General features: G+C 62.6%; 19 protein-coding genes. 10 read left to right on the top strand and 9 right to left on the bottom strand.

What is annotated here, in order from left to right; translation table 11 throughout:
• Nucleotides 1-90 precede the first annotated feature (90 nt).
• From C8D72_RS10740 to C8D72_RS10725, 5 genes are all read right to left on the bottom strand, one after another.
• Nucleotides 91-1,101, bottom strand: a complete 1,011-nt coding sequence (locus C8D72_RS10740) for a metal ABC transporter solute-binding protein, Zn/Mn family (protein WP_115854390.1) — start codon at nt 1,099-1,101, stop codon at nt 91-93.
• Between the two features lie 32 nt (nt 1,102-1,133).
• The gene (locus C8D72_RS10735; protein ID WP_245955226.1) at nt 1,134-2,015 is read right to left on the bottom strand and encodes a metal ABC transporter permease; all 882 of its coding nucleotides are present in this window, start codon (nt 2,013-2,015) and stop codon (nt 1,134-1,136) included.
• Nucleotides 2,012-2,782, bottom strand: coding sequence for a metal ABC transporter ATP-binding protein (locus C8D72_RS10730; RefSeq protein WP_115854388.1), 771 nt, complete (start codon nt 2,780-2,782; stop codon nt 2,012-2,014). Before C8D72_RS10730 ends, C8D72_RS10735 begins: the two co-directional genes overlap by 4 nt.
• Nucleotides 2,779-2,958, bottom strand: coding sequence for a hypothetical protein (locus C8D72_RS17375; protein WP_147301528.1), 180 nt, complete (start codon nt 2,956-2,958; stop codon nt 2,779-2,781). The genes C8D72_RS10730 and C8D72_RS17375 overlap by 4 nt, the downstream gene beginning before the upstream one ends.
• Nucleotides 2,959-3,135: 177 nt before the next feature.
• On the bottom strand, nt 3,136-3,423 hold the full coding sequence (locus C8D72_RS10725; protein WP_115854503.1) for a DUF4235 domain-containing protein: 288 nt from the start codon (nt 3,421-3,423) through the stop codon (nt 3,136-3,138).
• Nucleotides 3,424-3,559: 136 nt separating this feature from the next.
• Between C8D72_RS10725 and C8D72_RS10720 the strand changes: the two genes are divergently transcribed.
• From C8D72_RS10720 to C8D72_RS10675, 10 genes are all read left to right on the top strand, one after another.
• The gene (locus tag C8D72_RS10720; protein ID WP_115854387.1) at nt 3,560-4,225 is read left to right on the top strand and encodes an alpha/beta hydrolase; all 666 of its coding nucleotides are present in this window, start codon (nt 3,560-3,562) and stop codon (nt 4,223-4,225) included.
• A gap of 142 nt (nt 4,226-4,367) precedes the next feature.
• Nucleotides 4,368-4,970 (top strand): cupin domain-containing protein, encoded by a 603-nt coding sequence (locus C8D72_RS10715; protein WP_115854386.1) that lies wholly within the window; start codon nt 4,368-4,370, stop codon nt 4,968-4,970.
• A gap of 175 nt (nt 4,971-5,145) precedes the next feature.
• Nucleotides 5,146-6,477 carry a histidinol dehydrogenase gene (hisD, locus tag C8D72_RS10710; RefSeq protein WP_115854385.1) on the top strand — a complete coding sequence of 444 codons (1,332 nt, stop codon included), beginning with the start codon at nt 5,146-5,148 and terminating at the stop codon, nt 6,475-6,477.
• A gap of 68 nt (nt 6,478-6,545) precedes the next feature.
• The gene (locus C8D72_RS10705) at nt 6,546-8,039 is read left to right on the top strand and encodes a M81 family metallopeptidase (protein ID WP_115854384.1); all 1,494 of its coding nucleotides are present in this window, start codon (nt 6,546-6,548) and stop codon (nt 8,037-8,039) included.
• An 85-nt stretch (nt 8,040-8,124) separates the two neighbouring features.
• Nucleotides 8,125-9,672: a sodium:solute symporter family protein gene (locus C8D72_RS10700; protein ID WP_115854383.1), complete on the top strand. Its 1,548-nt coding sequence runs from the start codon at nt 8,125-8,127 to the stop codon at nt 9,670-9,672.
• A 12-nt stretch (nt 9,673-9,684) separates the two neighbouring features.
• Nucleotides 9,685-10,200 carry a hypothetical protein gene (locus C8D72_RS10695; RefSeq protein WP_115854382.1) on the top strand — a complete coding sequence of 172 codons (516 nt, stop codon included), beginning with the start codon at nt 9,685-9,687 and terminating at the stop codon, nt 10,198-10,200.
• 64 nt (nt 10,201-10,264) lie between these two features.
• Nucleotides 10,265-11,692: an APC family permease gene (locus C8D72_RS10690; protein WP_115854381.1), complete on the top strand. Its 1,428-nt coding sequence runs from the start codon at nt 10,265-10,267 to the stop codon at nt 11,690-11,692.
• 58 nt (nt 11,693-11,750) lie between these two features.
• The gene (locus tag C8D72_RS10685) at nt 11,751-13,109 is read left to right on the top strand and encodes an APC family permease (protein WP_115854380.1); all 1,359 of its coding nucleotides are present in this window, start codon (nt 11,751-11,753) and stop codon (nt 13,107-13,109) included.
• A 2-nt stretch (nt 13,110-13,111) separates the two neighbouring features.
• Entirely contained in the window at nt 13,112-13,924 is an 813-nt protein-coding gene (locus tag C8D72_RS10680; protein WP_170140570.1) for a carbon-nitrogen hydrolase family protein, read from the top strand.
• A gap of 160 nt (nt 13,925-14,084) precedes the next feature.
• On the top strand, nt 14,085-14,765 hold the full coding sequence (locus tag C8D72_RS10675) for an alpha/beta hydrolase (RefSeq protein ID WP_170140569.1): 681 nt from the start codon (nt 14,085-14,087) through the stop codon (nt 14,763-14,765).
• Nucleotides 14,766-14,865: 100 nt separating this feature from the next.
• Here C8D72_RS10675 and C8D72_RS10670 read toward each other — a convergent pair whose 3' ends face one another.
• The 4 genes from C8D72_RS10670 to pdxR all read right to left on the bottom strand — a co-directional run bounded on the left by C8D72_RS10670 (nt 14,866) and on the right by pdxR (nt 18,435).
• Nucleotides 14,866-16,338 carry a sodium:solute symporter family protein gene (locus C8D72_RS10670; RefSeq protein WP_115854377.1) on the bottom strand — a complete coding sequence of 491 codons (1,473 nt, stop codon included), beginning with the start codon at nt 16,336-16,338 and terminating at the stop codon, nt 14,866-14,868.
• Nucleotides 16,331-16,540, bottom strand: a complete 210-nt coding sequence (locus C8D72_RS10665) for a hypothetical protein (RefSeq protein WP_115854502.1) — start codon at nt 16,538-16,540, stop codon at nt 16,331-16,333. The genes C8D72_RS10670 and C8D72_RS10665 overlap by 8 nt, the downstream gene beginning before the upstream one ends.
• A gap of 126 nt (nt 16,541-16,666) precedes the next feature.
• Nucleotides 16,667-16,936 carry a DksA/TraR family C4-type zinc finger protein gene (locus tag C8D72_RS10660; protein WP_115854376.1) on the bottom strand — a complete coding sequence of 90 codons (270 nt, stop codon included), beginning with the start codon at nt 16,934-16,936 and terminating at the stop codon, nt 16,667-16,669.
• A gap of 32 nt (nt 16,937-16,968) precedes the next feature.
• Nucleotides 16,969-18,435: a MocR-like pyridoxine biosynthesis transcription factor PdxR gene (gene pdxR, locus C8D72_RS10655; protein ID WP_115854375.1), complete on the bottom strand. Its 1,467-nt coding sequence runs from the start codon at nt 18,433-18,435 to the stop codon at nt 16,969-16,971.
• Between the last annotated feature and the right edge of the window lie 74 nt (nt 18,436-18,509).

The raw sequence follows: 18,509 nt of genomic DNA, 5'->3' as shown, positions 1-18,509 counted from the left end.
CCGGATTGAAAAGGGTAGAACATCACTGACGCAAAGATCCGGCACTCCTCTCGGAGGCCGGGCCCTTGACAAGCCGGTCAGCGGTCGGGATCAGTCGTTTTGCTGCATGGCTGCCGCCAGCTGGTCAACATTGAAGCGGAACATGTCGACGTAGGTGGGAGCCGGCCCATCGGCATCGGAGAGCGCCCCCACGTAGAGCGTCCCGCCGGGCCGGGCATCCGTGGCACGCGCGATCTGCTCGACCAGCCGCGGGTCGTTGGTGTTTTCAAGGAAGTAGCTGCCAATGTGTTCCTCACGCATCTGGGTGATGAGCCCTGCGACATCCCGCGCCGAGGCCTCGCTGTCGGTGGTCGTCCCCAGCGGTGACAAAAAGGTCACGCCGTAGCGATCGCCCAGATAGCCGAAGGCGTCATGGGAAGTCAGGATTCTGCGCCGGTCCTCGGGGATCGCCTCGAACTGCGCTCGAGCGTAGTCATCCAGGGATGCGAGCTCCTGCTTGTAAGCGTCGCCGTTGGCCCGATACGCGTCGGCCCCGGCCGGGTCCACTTTTGACAGCGCGCTGACGATATTGTCGACCCACACCTCGACATTGGAAGGGTCGTTCCAGACGTGCGGGTCGGGCCCGTCATGAGCGTGATGATGGCCGCCGTCATGAGCGTGGGCGTCATCGTCGTGACCGTGCGCGTCATCGTGACCGTGTTCATCGCCATGGCCGTCCCCTCCGTCATGACCGTGGCCGTGTTCATCCTCACCCATCTCGCGGGTATGGATATTGTCGGAGACCACCACCGGGCTGCCCTTGAACCCCGAGGCTTCGATCAACCGGCCCATCCAGCCTTCAAGCCCCAGCCCACTCATGAACACCACGTCGGCGTCGCGGACCCGGCGCACATCGTTTGGCGTCGGCTCGTAGGCGTGCGGGTCGCCGTTGGGCCCGATCAGACTCGACACCTCCACCCGGTCGCCGCCCACCTCGCTGACCACATCGGCCAGCAGGGTAAAGGAGGCCACCGCCCTGACTTCGGCGGCCTGCGCCACTGCGGCTGACAGCGGCGACAGTGCCAGCATTGCGGCCCCGGCCCACCAGACTCTGACGTTCATGCCTGTTCCCCGTTTAACAGTGAAACACCCGGCTAACCAGCCAGATGCGGTCGTGACAAACGCTGACGCACGATGCCCAGCCGCCCGAAAAGAAACGACAGCAGATAGATCCCGCTGGCCGAGAGCACGATGGTCGGGCCCGACGCCACGCCGGTATGAAAGGAGATGTTGAGTCCGATGATGCCGGCCATGAAGGCCACCAGCATGGCGCTGAACATCATCCCCGGCAGGCTTACCGCCCAGAAGCGCGCCGCCACCGCCGGCAGCATCATCAGCCCCACCGCCATGAGCGTGCCCAGCGACTGAAAGCCGGCCACCAGGTTGAGCACCACCAGCAACAGAAACAGTACGTGATAGAGATGCCCGCGCCCGCCGACTGCGCGTAAAAAGCCCGGGTCAAAGCACTCCATCACCAGCGGTCGATAGATCAGTGCGAGCAGCACCAGCGTCAGCGACGAGATACCGGCAATCAGATACAGCGCGTTCTGATCGATGGCCAGAATGGTGCCAAAGAGCACGTGCAGCAGATCCACACTCGAGCCCTTGAGTGATACGATCAACACCCCCGCCGCCAGCGAGGTGAGATAAAAACTGGCAAAGCTTGCATCCTCGCGCACCGCTGTCGTGCGGCTGACCAGCCCCGACAGCAGCGCCACCGCAAGCCCCACGATCAGACCGCCCAACCCCATCGCCGGCAGCGACAGACCCGCGACCAGAAAACCGACCGCAGCGCCCGGCAGCACGGCATGGCTCATGGCGTCGCCGACCAGGCTCATGCGCCTGAGCATCAACAGTACGCCCACCGGGCCCGAGCCCAGCCCCAGCGCCATACAGGCCACCAGCGCCCGCCGCATAAAGCCAAAATCCACAAAGGGCGCCAGCGTGGCGTCATAGATCATCGAAGGAAGACTCATGCCTGCTCCTCCTCGTGAAGGGCACAGGTATGGGCGTCCGCGCGCCAGGACTCCTCCATCATGTTGGCCCGACGCAGGTTGTGATGCTGCAGCACCTCATCGGTGGGTCCCCAGGCGATCGCCTCCCGCGCCATCAACAGCGTCTGCGGAAAGCACTGACGCACCTGGGACATGTCATGCAGCACGGCAATCACGGTGCGGCCATGCTCATGCCAGTGGCGGATCAGGGTCAGCAGATCTCGGGTGGTGCGCTCATCGATGGCGTTAAAGGGTTCATCCAGCAAAATGACCGGGGCATCCTGCAGCAGAAGACGGGCAAACAGCACGCGCTGAAACTGCCCGGAGGAGAGCTCGCTAATGCGACGCTGCTCGAAGCCGGTCAGGCCGACCTTATCGAGGGCATCCAGCGCCCGGGCCACATCCTGGCGCTTCATGCCGCCAAACACGCCCAGACGATGCCAGTCCCCCATGGCCACGGTATCGAACACGCTCAAGGGGAAGCTGCGATCGACCTCGGCGGCCTGGGGCAGGTAGCCATAACGACTGGGCGACATGCCGGCGCGATCGATCCGGCCCTCCGAGGCGGCCATGGTGCCGGTCAACGCCTTGATCAGGGTGGACTTTCCGGCGCCGTTGGGACCGATGATGGCCGTCAGACTGCCGGCCTCGAAGCTGCCGGTCACATGGTGCACGGCCGGATGGCGCTGATAGGTAATCGTCAGGTTATCGAGATGAATGGGCGCACCTCGGGGATCAGAATGGCTCATGGTATGGCCACCGCCCAGTGCACCATGCCCCAGAGCCCGACCAGCCCCACAACCGCCAGCAGCAGCCGCCAGACGACCGATGAGGCCAGAATCGAGCGCCGGCAGCGGATCATGACGTTATCGCGCGCGCGCTGAGCGTTCGGCGAATCATCCATAGAAGAGAAGTGACGAGACACGATGTGATTCCATGACAGCACAATGCCGAGCGGGCAATCACTCGGCATCAAAAATGTTATAAAGTATCATCACATGAGAGTCATGGCAGTGCAATCACTCTCCGCAATGTTGCTCGCTCGGGCGCATTGTCTTCCGATCAGGCGGGTCCGCGCGAGCACTCTGCGTGTCGAAAGGCATCAGTCCTCGAGTCGTGCCAGCAGCCGCTGTCCGCGGTGTGATCGACGGGTGCGCCGCAGGCCGGCCGAGGCCACCTTCCACCCCACGATTCTGGCCGCTCCCACGACCATGCCACTGGCAGCGCCCCATAAAATGGCCTGACGCCACTCGATATCGTCCCGATCGGGATTGACGGGCGGCTCGAAGACGCCGTAGCGAAAGGTCTTTTTCAGGGTCTGACGCATCAGTATGCCCGCGACGCCCGCTGTCGCGGTGCCCACAATGGTCCATAGGGTTTGTGGCTTCATGGCAATCTCCCGTTGAATGATCAGTGACAGCCTTTCAAGCCTGGCCGATCCCGTTTGATGCCACCAGCGCCCATGGACAGCCCCGGCGTTGTCACGCACCATCCAGTGATCCCCTTGCCGACCCACAGGACGCCCCATGACCGAACAGCCCCCCGTGATCTTCGAGCCCGAACAGACACCGGCCACAGCCGTGGTCATCATCCTGCACGGCCTGGGTGCCAGCGCGCACGATTTCGACCCGCTCATTCCAGCACTTTCGCTGCCCGACGATCTGGCGGTGCGCTTTGTCTCCCCCCATGCCCCCATGTTGCCGGTCACCGTCAACAACGGCATGACCATGCCGGCCTGGTATGACATCACCAGCATGGCACTGGAGCGCGAAATCGACGAAGGCCAGCTCAGAGAATCGGCGCAGCGTATTCAGCGCCTCATCGACGAGCAGATCGCCAGCGGCATCGACAGCCGCCGCATCGTACTGGCCGGCTTCTCCCAGGGAGGCGCGGTCGCCTATGAAGCGGCCCTGACCTATCCCGAACCACTGGCCGGAGTGCTGGCCATGTCGACCTACTTTGCCACGGCCGAGAGCATCGAGACGGACGCCGCCAACCGCGACACGCCGATCGAGATCCACCACGGCACCCAGGACCCGATCGTGGATGAGACGCTCGGCCGGCGCGCCTCCGAACGCCTGACCGACATGGGCTATGACGTGGAGTACCGCACCTGGCCAATGGCCCATACCATCAGCGCCGATCAGGTCCCGGCCATTCGCCAGTGGCTGCTGGCACGGCTGTCGTCCTGATGTAGCGGAGAAGCGCTTCCCAAACGATACCGAAGGCAGCGCAGCCGGCACGAGCGCTCAACCGCCGGATTTACGTTCGAGTCTGATAAACTCGCCGCATCAGTAAAAAACACGCCGGTGGTCTCTTTTTGATGGTCGTTTCATGACAGCACACAATGTTTCAACCAGTGCAGACCCTGCGGCGCTGACCACCGGTCAACGTCTACGCACGCTGCGAAAGGCACGCAAGATGTCGATAAGGCAGCTGGCCGAGCACAGCGGCGTCACGCACCCGTTCATCTCCATGATCGAGCGGGACCGTCACAGCCCCTCCATCAGCTCTCTGAAAAGAATCCTCGACTGCCTGGGGATCACGCTGAGCGATTTCTTTTCGGAAGCGCAGGACAGCGACGACAGCCCCGTCGGCCGGCCCATCTTCTACCACGCCGATGACCTCGTCGAGCTGGCCGATGGCACCTCCCTCTCCTACCGTCAGGTTGGTTCGCATCTCGAGGGCGCCGCCATGATGATCCTGCACGAGCGCTACGCGCCCGGTGCTGACACTGGTCCGGCTCCCTACTGTCATGACGCCGAAGAAGGCGGTGTCGTGGTTCAGGGCAAACTCGAGATGACCGTCGATGGCGAGGTTCGAATCCTTGAGACCGGCGACGCCTACTATTTTGACAGCCGCCTGCCGCACAGAATGCGAAATCCCTTCGATGAGCTCTGTATTGTGGTCAGCGCCGTAAGCCCGCCCACCTTCTAAACCGTACTTCTCCAGGCCCGGCATTCGATCCAGACACCTTTTACACATTGGGCCATGGTCGTATCCGCCAGCGTTGACAGGCGGGCAAAGTGGTAAATATATTTAACGGTAAGCATATTTACCACTCTTGCAACCTATCACGGCCTGCATGGCGAATAACATGAGAGAGTACGACATGGCACGAATCACGTTCGACGACACGAAGGTGCACTACCTCAAGCAGGCCGAGACGGAGCCGGAGGACGCGGGACACGAACTGGCCAATACCGTGGCTGGCATTATTGCCGACGTGCGACAGCGGGGTGATGAGGCCCTGACGAACTATGCGGCCCGTTTTGATCACGTCGAAATCACGCACTTCGAAGTTAGCGATGAGGAAAAGTGCGCCGCCGTCGAGGCACTCGACGATCAGACCCGTCGCGATACCGAGTTTGCCATCGAGCAGGTACGCCGCTTTGCCAGCGCGCAGCTTGAAACACTCAAGCCGCTCGAGATCGAGACGCTTCCGGGTGTTCATCTCGGTCATCGTCATATTCCGCTCACCACGGTCGGCTGCTACGTCCCGGGCGGACGCTATCCGCTGCTCTCGGCACCCATCATGTCACTGGTACCGGCAACCGTGGCAGGCTGTAAAACCATCGTGGCGTGCCTGCCGCCGGGTGCCCATGAATCCATGGTGGCCATCAGCCATCTGGCCGGCGCGCATCGCATCTTTCGCATCGGCGGCGCCCAGGCGATCGCGGCCATGGCCCACGGCACGCAGAGTGTTCCCGCCGTCGACAAGATCATGGGCCCAGGCAACGCCTTCGTAAATGAAGCCAAGCGACAGGTGTTCGGCACGGTCGGTATCGATGCTCTGGCCGGCCCCAGCGAAATATTCATCATCGCCGACGACAGCGCCGACCCACGTGTGCTGGCCGCCGACATGCTCGCCCAGGCCGAGCACGACCCCCGCACCCGCCCGGGTCTTGCCACCACCAGTGAGCGCATTGCCCGCGAGACAATCGATGAGGTCGAGCGCCAGCTCGAAAGTCTCTCCACCCGAGAGACGGCCGGGGAAGCATGGCGCCAGCGCGGCGACGTGGTGGTCTGCGACGATGAAGCCACCCTGATCGCTTTTGCCGACTTCATGGCTACCGAGCATCTGCAGGTCCATACCCGCAATGCTCATGAGCTGCTGTCGCGCCTCACCAATTACGGCTCGGCGTTTATCGGTGAGAACGCAAGCGTAGTGTTTTCCGACAAGTGCTGTGGCACCAACCACACTCTGCCGACCATGACGGCGGCCCGCTATACCGGCGGCCTGTGGGTGGGCACCTACCTGAAGACCTGCACGCATCAGTGGATCGAGCCTGACGGCATTGGCGCCATCGCCCCTTCGGCCATTCGTCAGAGCCTGACCGAGCGCATGGAAGGCCACGCCCGCGCCGCCGCGCTGCGGCTTTATCCCGACCGCATCGACGACATTTTGTCAGGGCAGATCGAGGATGTGGTGAGGGAGCGCTGAGCACTCCGGCCCTCGTTAGTTGCCGGTGACATGCCGGCTCATGACAACGCCAACAAGAGGCGAAAGGCATGACGATCCTGATAGGCTCAATCAAGCAAGAAACCAATACTTTCAGTGATGTGCCGGCAACGCTTGAGACCTTTGCATCGAGCTACCTTCACTACGGTGACGATATCGCCGCGGCCCTGAGGGGCAGTCGCACCGAGCCGGGTGGTTTCCTGAAGGTGCTGCAAGACCATGGCCGGGCTTACCTTCCCACGGTTGCGGCGGCGGCCATTTCCGGCGGTCGAGTCATCGATAAGGCCTGGCAGACACTACGGGATGCCGTACTCAAGCCCCTCAGGGAAGGGGTTCGGGTAGAGGGGATCCTTCTCTCGCTGCACGGCGCGATGCTGAGCCAGCATTGTGACGATCCCGAAGGCAATCTGCTTGGTGCGGTACGTTCACTTGTGGGGGGCGACGTGCCAATCGCCGTCAGTATTGATCCCCATGCCCATCTGACCGACACCATGCTGGACAACGCCGACATCGTACTGGCGTACAAGACCTTTCCTCATATCGACCAGTTCGAAACCGGCGTACAGACCGCCGAGCTGCTGCTGGCAATGCTTGAAGGCCGGCTCAGACCGGTCACACGGCGCATCAGGCTCCCCATGCTGGTCAGCCCCGAGGCGCAGGTCGATTCGCAGTCACCGATGCGCGACGCGCTCAAAGCCGTCAGAGCGCTGGAGAAGGAAGACGGCATTGCGGCCGTGAACTACTGCCCGGTGCAGCCGTGGCTGGACATTGCAGACACCGCCTCGGTCATCAGCGTCACCAGCCATGACGATGCCCGGCGCGCACAAGAACAGGCAGAGCGGCTTGCCGAACAGATATGGGCGCTGCGCGATCGGTTTATCGTCGATCGCCTGTCACCGGACGAGGCCGTCAAACGCGGCATGATTCATACCGGCCCACGGCCACTGGCGCTGGTGGAGTCCGCAGACTCCACTCTGGCGGGCGCCCCGGGCGGCGGAGTGACCCTGCTGAAGACGCTGCTGGCCCACCAGGCCGAGGTTACAAGCTATGTCACGGTGGTCGATGCCGAGGCCGTACAGGCTGCCATCAGAGCCGGCAAAGGTGAGCGCGTCGTCACGCAGGTGGGCAAGCGTCAGCCCGAGTTCCATGATGAGCCCATCGAGATTGACGGTATCGTCACCACGCTCTCCGACGGCCGCTTTCGGCTTCAGAGCTCCGATGTCATGGAGAGCATGGGCCCCACGGCGGTGATCCGCATCGGCGCTGTCCATCTGGTGGTCTGTAGCAACGCCTTTGCCCATCTCGATCCGCAAAGCTACGAATTTCTAGGACTGCGGCTCGACCAGGCGCGCATCGTGGGCATCAAGTCCACGCTGCATTTTCGCGCCAATTATGGCGACCATGTCGACGACATCCTGCTGATCGAGGATGAGGGCGTCAGCAGTGGGCGCTTCGAGACCTTTCGCTGGCAGCATCTTTCACGGCCCATGTGGCCGCTGGACGAGTCGCAACGTGTCGAGACGCACTGGCGTCAGAGGCGCTAAGCCCGGGTTTTCGGCAGCCGCCGTTGCCAAATGAATATTCAGGACGTCTCTAACCACAATCAACAACGACACCGTGGAGACTGATATGGGCATTACCGCTTACGTGGTTCCGGTACTGGTCGTCTATTTCGCTCTGATCCTAGGGCTGGGCTACTACCACTCGAGAAAGATCGAAAACTCCGAGGATTTTCTGGTCTCCGGTCGTAACACCGGTTTCTGGGTGCTCGCCGGGACCATTGTCGGGACCAACGTTGGCGGCGGCACCATGATCGGCATCTCTGCCGAGGCCTATCGAAGCGGGGTATCGGCCATCTGGCCGGTACTGCCCTCCCTGATCTTCATCGGTTTGTGGACGTTCTTGTTCGTGCGCTATATCAACCGCATCCGCCAGGTCACGCTGCCTGACTTTCTGGTGCTGCGCTTTGGTGAACGAGTCCGCGTACCGGCCGCCATCTTTACCATGCTGCGCTCCATCGTACTGACCGGCATGCAGATTCTGGCGATGGCATCGGTCGTCTCGACCGTGCTGGGCTGGAGCATGACGGCCTCGATCATTTTCTCCTTCGTGGTCACCGTGGGCTACTGCCTGCTGGGCGGGCTGCATACCGTCATGGTGACCGATGCCATTCAGACGGTCATCCAGACGCTCGGCCCCCTGTTGATCGTGACACTCATTGTCTTCGGCCTGACACAGTCAGGCACGCTGAGTGACCAGGCCGCCACGCTGGATCCGTCAATGTGGAATGTCTGGGAACCGGGCTGGGTGGTCATACTCGGCTTCATCGCCGCCAGCGGCCCCTACTACCTGATCTATCAGCCCATGTGGCAGCGCGTCTACGCGGCCCGAGACGAGAACACGGCCGTCAAAAGCATGGCATGGGGAACGGTGTTCTCCTTTCTAACCGTATTGCTGCCCATCACCATCGGTATTCTGGCTCATCTGGTCGCTCCCGCCGACATGGACCCCAATCGAATTCTGCCGTGGCTCTATCTGGAATATTTTCCGCCACTGGTGGGGTCGTTTTTCGCCGTATCCCTGATTGCCGCCATTATGAGCGTTCTGGATTCGATGGTGCTCGATGGCTCAGCCAACTTGGTGCGCGACATCTATCAGAAGCGGCTCAACCCCCGGGCCAGCGAGCGCCAGCTGATCCGTATGGGACGGGTCTCGATACTGATCATCTCGACACTTGGGCTATTGATGGCGCTGGCCCTGCCCAATCTGATCGTACTGTGGGTATTCGCCAACGCACTGGCAGCCGGCGGCATCGTGGTACCGGCGCTGGCGGCGTGGTTTTTCAAGCGCGCCACCTCTCGCGGCGCCTTCTGGGCCATCGTCGGCGGCGGCGTGGGCACCGCGTTCTGGGGCGGCGTCAACTGGGTCATGACCGGCGACCCGGGTACGCCCTGGCTGGGCATCAGCCCGGTCTACGTCGGTTTTGTCATCAGCACGGCACTGCTGATCATCATCAGTCGCAACACCCCTCATGGGCCGGATGAGAATCCGGAATCAACGTTGTATCACTGGCGCGACGTCGCGCATGCCGATTCGCCCCAGGCATCGGTTTCCATCGAGCGGGTCTGGGCAAGCTTCATGCAACACTCATCTGCCCACCCCGCTACTCGAGCCTGAGAGGAGTATTCCATGACGATGGTATGCCATGGCCGCGTGATCAGATCGTACTTCGATGCCGCTCAGCTTGAAAAACGCTGCCTCAAGCGCTGGCACGTACTGAAATCGGCCCCGCTTTATGTGCCTGTCCACCGCGTCGCCATGGCGATAGACATTCGCCGCTTTTTTCGATACCAGCGACAGTGCGGCACGTGGCTGATCGACACTCTACAGCCGCACATACGCACCGCCAGTGAACGCGTCGACTTGGTGTTGGAGGATATCAGCGAAGGCATCGTGCTGACGCCCGAACTCTCCTCTCATGAAGCACCTGACATCGCTCGCCGCGCGCTGCTTGAGCAACGCTTTCGATTTCTCACGCAGCCTATCTCGATCAGCAGTGAGTACCTCGATACCGTCTACCACCCTTTTATGCTGCTGCTGGCTCATAAAAACAATCGGCAGCGATTGATGGTGCTCGACCGGATAACCGGCGAGGAAAACCTGTTTCTCAGGGCGCGGATGCAGTTGCCCGAATCGCTGCACTAGTAACAGCCGTTACCATCCGAACATCACAACACCAATAACAACAGCCGTCTGCAGGAGTGCCACCATGCAACCCCCATCGCATAAATCCGAGTTTGTTCGCGTACTGGCCCGCACGGATGTGCTGGCGCTGGTGTTTGGTGCCATGATCGGCTGGGGCTGGATCGTTCTGACCGGCACCGCGATTCTCAATGCCGGCAGTCTCGGCGCCATCATCGCGTTTCTGATCGGGGGCACCGCTGTGCTGCTGGTCGGTCTGACCTATGCCGAGCTGGCCGCGGCCATGCCCCGCGTTGGCGGCGAGCACGTCTACAGCTATCGAGCGATGGGGCATTTCGCCTCGTTTGTCTGCACCTGGAGCATTGTGCTGGGCTACATGAGCGTGGTGGCCTTCGAAGCAGTGGCTCTGCCGACCGTCGTGGAACAGCTCGTGCCCCACTACAGCGTCGGCTATCTCTGGACCGTTGCCGGCTGGGACGTCAATGCCAGCTGGGTCGCGGTGGGCGTGGTCGGCTCGATCGTCATGATGCTGATCAACTTCGTCGGTATCTCGACGGCGGCGCTGCTGCAAAAGCTGGTCACCGGCCTGATCCTGGCGGCCGGCGTGTTGTTCGTGACCGGGGCGCTTTTCACCGGCGAGGGCGCCAACATGACGCCGCTGTTCAATCACGACGAAGGCGGTATCGTCGGCGGCATCATGGCGGTTCTGGTCATGGTGCCCTTTTTGTTCGTGGGCTTTGACGTCATCCCCCAGGCGGCCGAGGAGATCAATCTTCCGGCGCGCAACATCGGCCGGGTCATGGTCATCGGGGTCCTGATGGCCGTGGCCTGGTATTCGCTGATCATTTTAGGCACGTCCCTGATGCTCGATCAGCCGGCGCTCGAACAGAGCTCGCTGTCGGTGCCCGATGCCATGGCGGCCGTGTTTGATAGTACCTGGGCCAGCAAACTGATGATCCTGGCGGGTATCGCCGGCATCATTACCAGCTGGAACGCAATGTATATCGGCGGCTCCCGTGCCATCTATGCCCTCGCCCACGCTGGCATGCTGCCGGCCTTTCTGGGTCATTTGCATCCTCGCTACAAAACGCCCGTCAACGCCATCATCCTGATCGTCCTGCTGTCGATCGCCGCCCCCCTGCTGGGACGCCCGGCGCTGGTATGGCTGGTCAATGCCGGCGGGCTGGGCATCGTTATGGCCTATCTGATGGTGGCACTGTCGTTTGTGATTCTGCGCCGTCGTGCGCCCGACATGCCGCGCCCCTTTCGCGTCAGCGCCGGCATGCCGGTGGGCGTTCTAGCGGCCGTTTTGTCGCTGGGCATGGTCTGTCTGTATCTGCCGGGCAGCCCTTCGGCACTGATCGCCATTGAATGGGCCATCTTCGGTGGCTGGATGCTGCTGGGGCTTGTGATGTACGCCTTCGCGCTGAAGCGTTACGGCCGCGCGCACAGCGACCGCATCATGCAGGGAATGTTTGCCGCACGGCCCGAATAGCGCATCGGCAGTATCGAATACCACAACAATCGATCACATCGACCCGTTCGGAGGCGCCATGACTAATACATCCTCATCGACCAGAACGCTGGAACGTACGCTGAACCTTTCTTCCGTGGTCGTCATTGGCGTGGCCTGGGTCACGCCGCTGATCGCGCTGGCCACCATCGGCATCATCATCGAACTCTCCAATGGCACGGCGCCTACCGCCTACCTGATCACGCTTCTGGCGATGATATTCACGGCCTGGAGTTATGGGCGCATGGCGTCGGTGCACTATAAAAGTGCCGGCTCTGCCTATACCTATGTGGGCATGGAGATGGGGCCCCGACTGGGATTTCTGACCGGCTGGCTGATCCTGCTGGATTATTTCTTTATCCCGCTGGTGGTCTGGCTGATCGGGGCGGCCTATCTGGCCGAGCAGTTTCCGGCCGTGCCACTGGGCGCGTGGATCATCGCCTTTATCGTGCCCACGACGTTGCTCAACATCATCGGTATTCGGGTGGCGGCGAAGGCCAACTACCTGCTGGTCGCCTTTCAGCTGCTGGTCATCGCCATTTTCGTGGCGCTGAGCCTATCGCATTTTGCCGGCCACGATACCGGCGCCACACTGCTGTCGCCCTTTTTCAATCAGGGCACGACGTTTGCGGCGCTGGCCACGGCGGCCGCGGTCGCGGCCTACTCCTTCATCGGTTTTGACGGTCTGACGCTTTTGACCGAGGAAACCCATGACCCACGGCGCACCATTCCGCGCGCGATGTTGATCGTGGTGGCATTTTTCGGCGTGTTGTTTGTCGGCGTGGCCTGGGTGGCGCAGCTGGTCCATCCGGGAACGGAGTTTGCCAACGTGGACTCCGCGGCTCTGGAGCTTGCGCGGCTCGTGGGTGGTCACCTGTTTGCTGCCATCGTGCTGGCCGGTCTGATCATCGGCCAGTTTGCCTGCGGTCTGGCGATACAGGCCGGCGCCTCACGGCTTCTTTTCACCATGGGCCGGGATGGCGTGTTGCCGAAATCCTTGAGCCATCTCTCGCCGCGCTACAAAACACCGGTGGTCGGCATCGTGCTGATCGGTCTGACCGGGCTGGTCGGGCTGTTCATGGACGTCACCACCTCGGCCTCGTTTATCAACTTCGGGGCTTTCAGTGCTTTCATACTGGTCAACATCAGCACCATCATGCACTACCGGCGCCATCGTCCGGGCCGGGGCATTGGCGCGATACTCGGCTGGGTCGTCCTGCCGCTGGCCGGGGCCATCGTCAATTTCTATCTGTTGATGAGCCTTGATATCGACGCACGTCTTATTGGCGGCATCTGGCTGGCGCTGGGCGTTCTCTGGCTGGCCGTGCTCACACGCGGGTTCAGGCAACCGCCGCCGCGCATGCAGCTCGACCAGCCCGATCAAACTCAGGAGCAATGATCATGACGGTCCCCATTTTACAGGTGGCGCTGGCGCAGCTTGTCCCCGTTGTTAACGACGCGGGGGCCAATCTGGTTCGCATGAGGCAGATCATGGAAGCGCATCGCGAGGCAGACCTGGTGGTCTTCCCAGAGCTCTTTTTGGGCGGCTATACCACGCGCACACCCGCGGCACAGGCCATCGATGTCGAAAGCACCGCACTGAAACAGCTCTGCGACCACGCCGCGTGGTGCGAAACCGCCGTGATTTTTGGCGCCGCCGAGCATTATCGCGGCGGTATCGCCAACTCGGCCTTCTGCATCAATCGCCACGGCGAAGTGGCCGGCATCTATCGCAAAACGCATCTGTTCGGCGATGAGATCGACGCTTTTGTCCCCGGCGACGAGCTAATTACCGTCGACATCGACGGGCACCGCCTCGGATTGATGATCTGCTTCGATGTGGAGTTTCCTGAGGTGGCGCGCGCCCTGTCACAGGCGGGCGCCGAAGCACTGGTGACCATCTCGGCCAATATGACGCCCTTTGGCATGGACCACCATCTGTTTGCCATGGCGCGGGCGGTCGAGAACACCCGGCCCCATGTCTACGTCAATCAGACGGGCGCCGGCGAGACCTTCGAGTTCACCGGCGGCTCGATGATCGTGTCGGTGGATGGCGAGCTGACGGCAGTCGCCGGCGAACACGAAGGCGTTGCACAGGGCCCGCTTGCTCTGACCAACCGCAGCGCGCTGCGCCCCGACTATCACCAGCTTAAAAGAGAAACCCTGCTGGTAAGACAGGCCAACCGAAACGATGTCACGGGCCCGACTCTCTGAGCCGATCGTATGAGCGCCCTAGATGACCGGGGCCATGCCTGCCATGCCGGCTTGCTTAAACACGGCGCCGGCGGGGCTGATCGCCTTTTGCGGCACGGAAAGGGCGCCTCATCACCGTCATCCTTGGGACATCGCTTTCATCGTCTCTCAAGGTGTCGACATGTCCTTTGCCCAGTCCTCGATCATCGAACCCGCCAGCGGCCGTCCGGCGGATGCCTGCGTTATCTTCCTGCACGGCCAGGGGGGCAGTGGTTATGACTTCGAACCGCTGTTTCATGCCCTGAACCTACCGGCCAACAGCGCGGTCCGCTTCGTGCTGCCGGGTGCCCCGATTCGCCAGCTGGAATGCCGCGAAGGCGCACGCGCCAGCGCCTGGTATGACGCCGCCCCCGGCGAGATCGCCGGCGGCCATGCCCAGCAGCAGATGATCGACGCCGTGCGTCAGGTCGAGATGCGCATCGACAGCGCGCTGGCCGACGGCATCGATGCCAGCCGCATCATTCTGGGCGGCTTCGGTCAGGGCGCGGATATCGCCGCCCACACCGCACTGGGCTATCGCAAGGGACTGGGCGGGCTGATGATGCTCTCCACCGCACTGGGCACGATGCCGTCCAATACTCATAACGCCAACCGGCACCTGCTGATCACCATGCACCACGGTCGTCAGGACCCGGTCGTGGGTGAAGCCGCCGCCCGTCAGCGCGCCGATCAATTCACCCGCATGGGCTACAGCGTCGACTACCACGCACATGCCATGGGCAACGAGTTCTGCGCCGACGAGCTGTCCCAGCTGCGCGCCTGGCTGGTCACGCGCCTGATCCGCACCCGTCTGGTCGCCTGATTCACCCCGCCTTATTAACGGATTGGATAGCGTCTGACTCCACAGCGCCGCCTTCGGGCGGTGCTGTCGTTGGTGGCGCGGTCTACTGTCATGAGAGGCATCAAGTTCTCCCCTGCCGGGCGGCAATCTGCATGAAATGCGCGGCGTGGCGGGGCGGCCGGGTCACCAGGCTTGTCGCGACGTATAAAAGCGCTGCGAGTGGCAACCCCCAGAGCCCCGGCGGCAGCCCCAGCGGTTTGATGCCGGTGACAAAACTGGCCAACACCAATGCGCCGGTGACCACAATGCTGACCAGCGCCCCGCTCGCCGTGGCGCGAGACCAGAAAAACGCGCCCACAATGGCGGGCACCGCCACCACCAGCCCGCTGGAGGAGGCCACCGACAGCACCGCAATCAGATCCAGGCGCAGCTCGGCAAAGCCCAGCGCGATCAGCGCAATCACCGGCATGACCCATTTGCCCAGCCTGAGCTGGGCCTGCTCGCCGGCCTCTTCCCCAGCCCCTCCCGTTGAAGGTGCCCGGATATCGCGCGCGATCATCGAGGCCAGCGTCAGCATGATGGAATCAATCGTCGACACCGCCGCGGCCAGAATGCCCACCATCACGATTACGCCCAGCACCGGCGGCACGTGGTTTGAGGCCAGAAGCGTCGGCGTGGCGAGATCGGCACTTTCAAGCGTCGGAAAGGCGACCAGCGCCGAAAAGCCCCACAGCACCGACACCAGCGTGTAAACCAGGCCGAACACCAGAAAGCCCAGCAGCATGCGCCGCATGGCACAGAGATCCTTCGGCATGAACAGGCGCTGGCTGACCTGGGGGTTGGAAAGGCTGAAAAAGAACCACGGCAGGGTCAGCCCCAGAAAGTTGACCAGGCTGAACACGCCATTGCCCGGCACCACCAGCGACTGCGGATGCTCACGGGCCAGCCGGTCAAAGAGCACGCCGAACCCGCCCAGTTCATGCACGACCAAAAGCGCCACCAGCGTCGAGGCCACGATCATGAAAAGGGCCTGCAGCGAATCGGTCCAGGCCACCGAGCGCATGCCGGCAATGCGCGAGAAGAGAATTGCCAGAATCGTGGCCACGACCACACCGGTCGTAAACGACACGGCGCCACCGCTCATGCCGGAGAGCAGATAGCCCACGCCTGCCAGCTGCACCGAGGCATAGGGAATCAGAAACAGACAGCTGGCCAGCGTCACCGCAATGCTTACGCCGCGGCTCTCGTAGCGATGCCCCAGCATCTCCGCCGGCGTGACAAAGCCGAAGTGGCCTCCCACCGCCCAGAAGCGCGGGCCAAAGACCGCCACCAGCGACACCCCGGCAAAGTAGAGAATCTCGAAGCCCAGCGCCCCCACGCCGCCGGCGTAGGTGAGTCCTGCCAGCCCCACCATCATGAAGGCGCTGTAGGTGGTCGCGCTGTAGCTCAGCGCCGAGACCACCCCGCCCATCTGGCGATTGCCAAGAAAATAGTCGGCCATGCCGGTGCCCTGCCCCTGCCGCGAGCGCCACGCCACGACAAGCGACACCACCAGATAAAGCCCCACCGCGCTCCAGATCAACGACTCACTCATGCCGGTCGCCCCGGCCGTGCCTGTCTGATGCTCGAAAGTGACGCGTGACCCGCGCATTGATCGCGATGACCAACACGCCCATCACGCTCCAGAGCAGAAAGCTGCCATACCAGGCATGCACCTGCGACAGCAGCGTAAAGGGCACCACAACAGCGATCATGATCAACAGTGCCATGATGCCGACCCAGCGTGACGTGGCCATCTCGTTCCCTCGCGCTTGATGATGAGACGCCAGCATAGCGCGACGCCCTTATGCTCGAAATAAGCAAAAAGCGTAAGGCATAAAAAAACCGGGCACGCCGGCCCGGTCTCTTGATGAAATTCCCCGTCAGCGCAGCTGACTGTCCTTGCTGCCGCGCCGGTTAAAGCCTGACGTCCGGCTGGTATGGCGATCCTCTTCGGCCTGGCAATTCACACACAGTCGAACGCCGGGGACCAGCTCGCGCCGACGCTCGGGAATGGGCGCCTCGCACTCTTCGCAGTGCGTCAGGCTCTCGCCCTGGTGAACCAGATGGCTGCGCGCCCGCGCCACGCCCTCTTCCACGGTATCGTCAATCTGATCCTGTACTGCGCCATCTCGTGTCCAGCCGCCGGCCATAATGCTCTCCCCTAACGCTGAAAAACCGAGCATTAAAGACGTCGCCACGCCTGCGCCAGCCAGTCACCGGCCCGGGCGATCTCCTGCTCATGACTACCAGCATAGCCCAGTACCAGCCCGGCCTGCAGTTTCGGCCCCGTAAAATAACGCGACAGCGGCGAGAGCTGAATGCCCTGGGCGTGGCCTGCCTCGACCAGCGCTTTTTCCTGTAGCGAATTATCAAGCCCGGCCAGCAGATGCATGCCGGCATGGCCGTCGGAGAGCGTGAGCCCCTCAACGGTCGCGGGCTTTAGCGCCTCACGCAGCGCCGCCTGACGAGTGCGATACGCCCGCCGCATGCGCGCCACATGACGGGAAAAATGCCCCTGCTCGATAAACTCGCCCAGTGCCGCCTGGGCCACATACTGCCCCTCCCGGTTGAGCCTGGCGTTGGCGCGTTGAAAGGGCTCGACCAGCTCCGATGGCAGCACCAGATACCCGAGCCGCAGTCCCGGATAGAGCACCTTGCTGAAGGTGCCCACATAGATGACCGGGGCATGATCCACCAGCCCCTGTAGCGAGGCCAGCGGCGGTGAGCTGTAGCGAAACTCGCTATCGTAATCATCCTCGATGATCCAGGCGCCCTGCGCCCGCGCCGTTTCCAGAAGCGCCAGCCGCCGCGCCAGGCTCAGCGTCACCCCACATGGATATTGATGCGAGGGTGTGACGTAAATCAGCTTTGGCGTCGATCCGTTGGGAGCACGCTGTGGATCGATGCCGTCTGCATCGACCGGCACTGGCACCAGCGACAGCCCCGCCGCCGTTAGCGCCACTTTCGCTCCGCCATAACCGGGCTCCTCGATCCAGGCACGGTCACCGGGGTCGGCCAGCAGCCGCGCGATCAGCTCAAAGCCCTGCTGCGCCCCCTGAGTGATCAGAATCTGATCCGGCGTGCAGCGCACCGACCGCGACAGGCGAAGATAGTCACACAGCGCGATTTTCAGCGCCGCCACTCCGCCCTCGGCCTGATAGGCCAGCCAGGATTCGGGGGCGCGCTGCTGATGGCGGCACAGCAGGCGCTGCCACTGCGCGCGGGGAAAGAGATCCAGCGCCGGAATGCCGGGGGCGAAGGCCCGGTGGCCACCGCCTGAAGGGGCGCAGGCCGCCAGCAGGCGATCGCCCCGGCAGGAAAGACCCGCCTCCCGCCGCGCCCCCGGCGCCTGATGTACCGCCTCGGCAAGCGCCAGCCGGGCCACGGACAGCCCCGCACCGGGGCGGGTGACCACCAGGCCTTCCGCCGCGAGCCGGTCCAATGCGGCCAGTGCCGTGTTGCGCGCGATGCCCAGCTCACGCGCCATGTGTCGGGAAGACGGCAGCGCCTCACCGGCGGCAAGTTCGCCGGTCTCGATCCAGCCGCGCAAGGCGCTATACAGCACCTGACTCAGCCCCGGTTCACGGTCCTGTGACAGGCGAATGGCCAGTGCCTCGATGACCCATGATGCGCGCGCACGTCGGCTCAACCGGTTCTCCTGATTTTCCTGAAACTGGACCTTATGGAAGAACCAGTATGCGGTCACGATGACAGCACGTCACC

This window comes from Kushneria indalinina DSM 14324 (assembly GCF_003385845.1).
GTDB classification, from domain to species: Bacteria; Pseudomonadota; Gammaproteobacteria; order Pseudomonadales; family Halomonadaceae; genus Kushneria; species Kushneria indalinina.
This window is presented reverse-complemented; position numbering and strand designations above follow the sequence as displayed.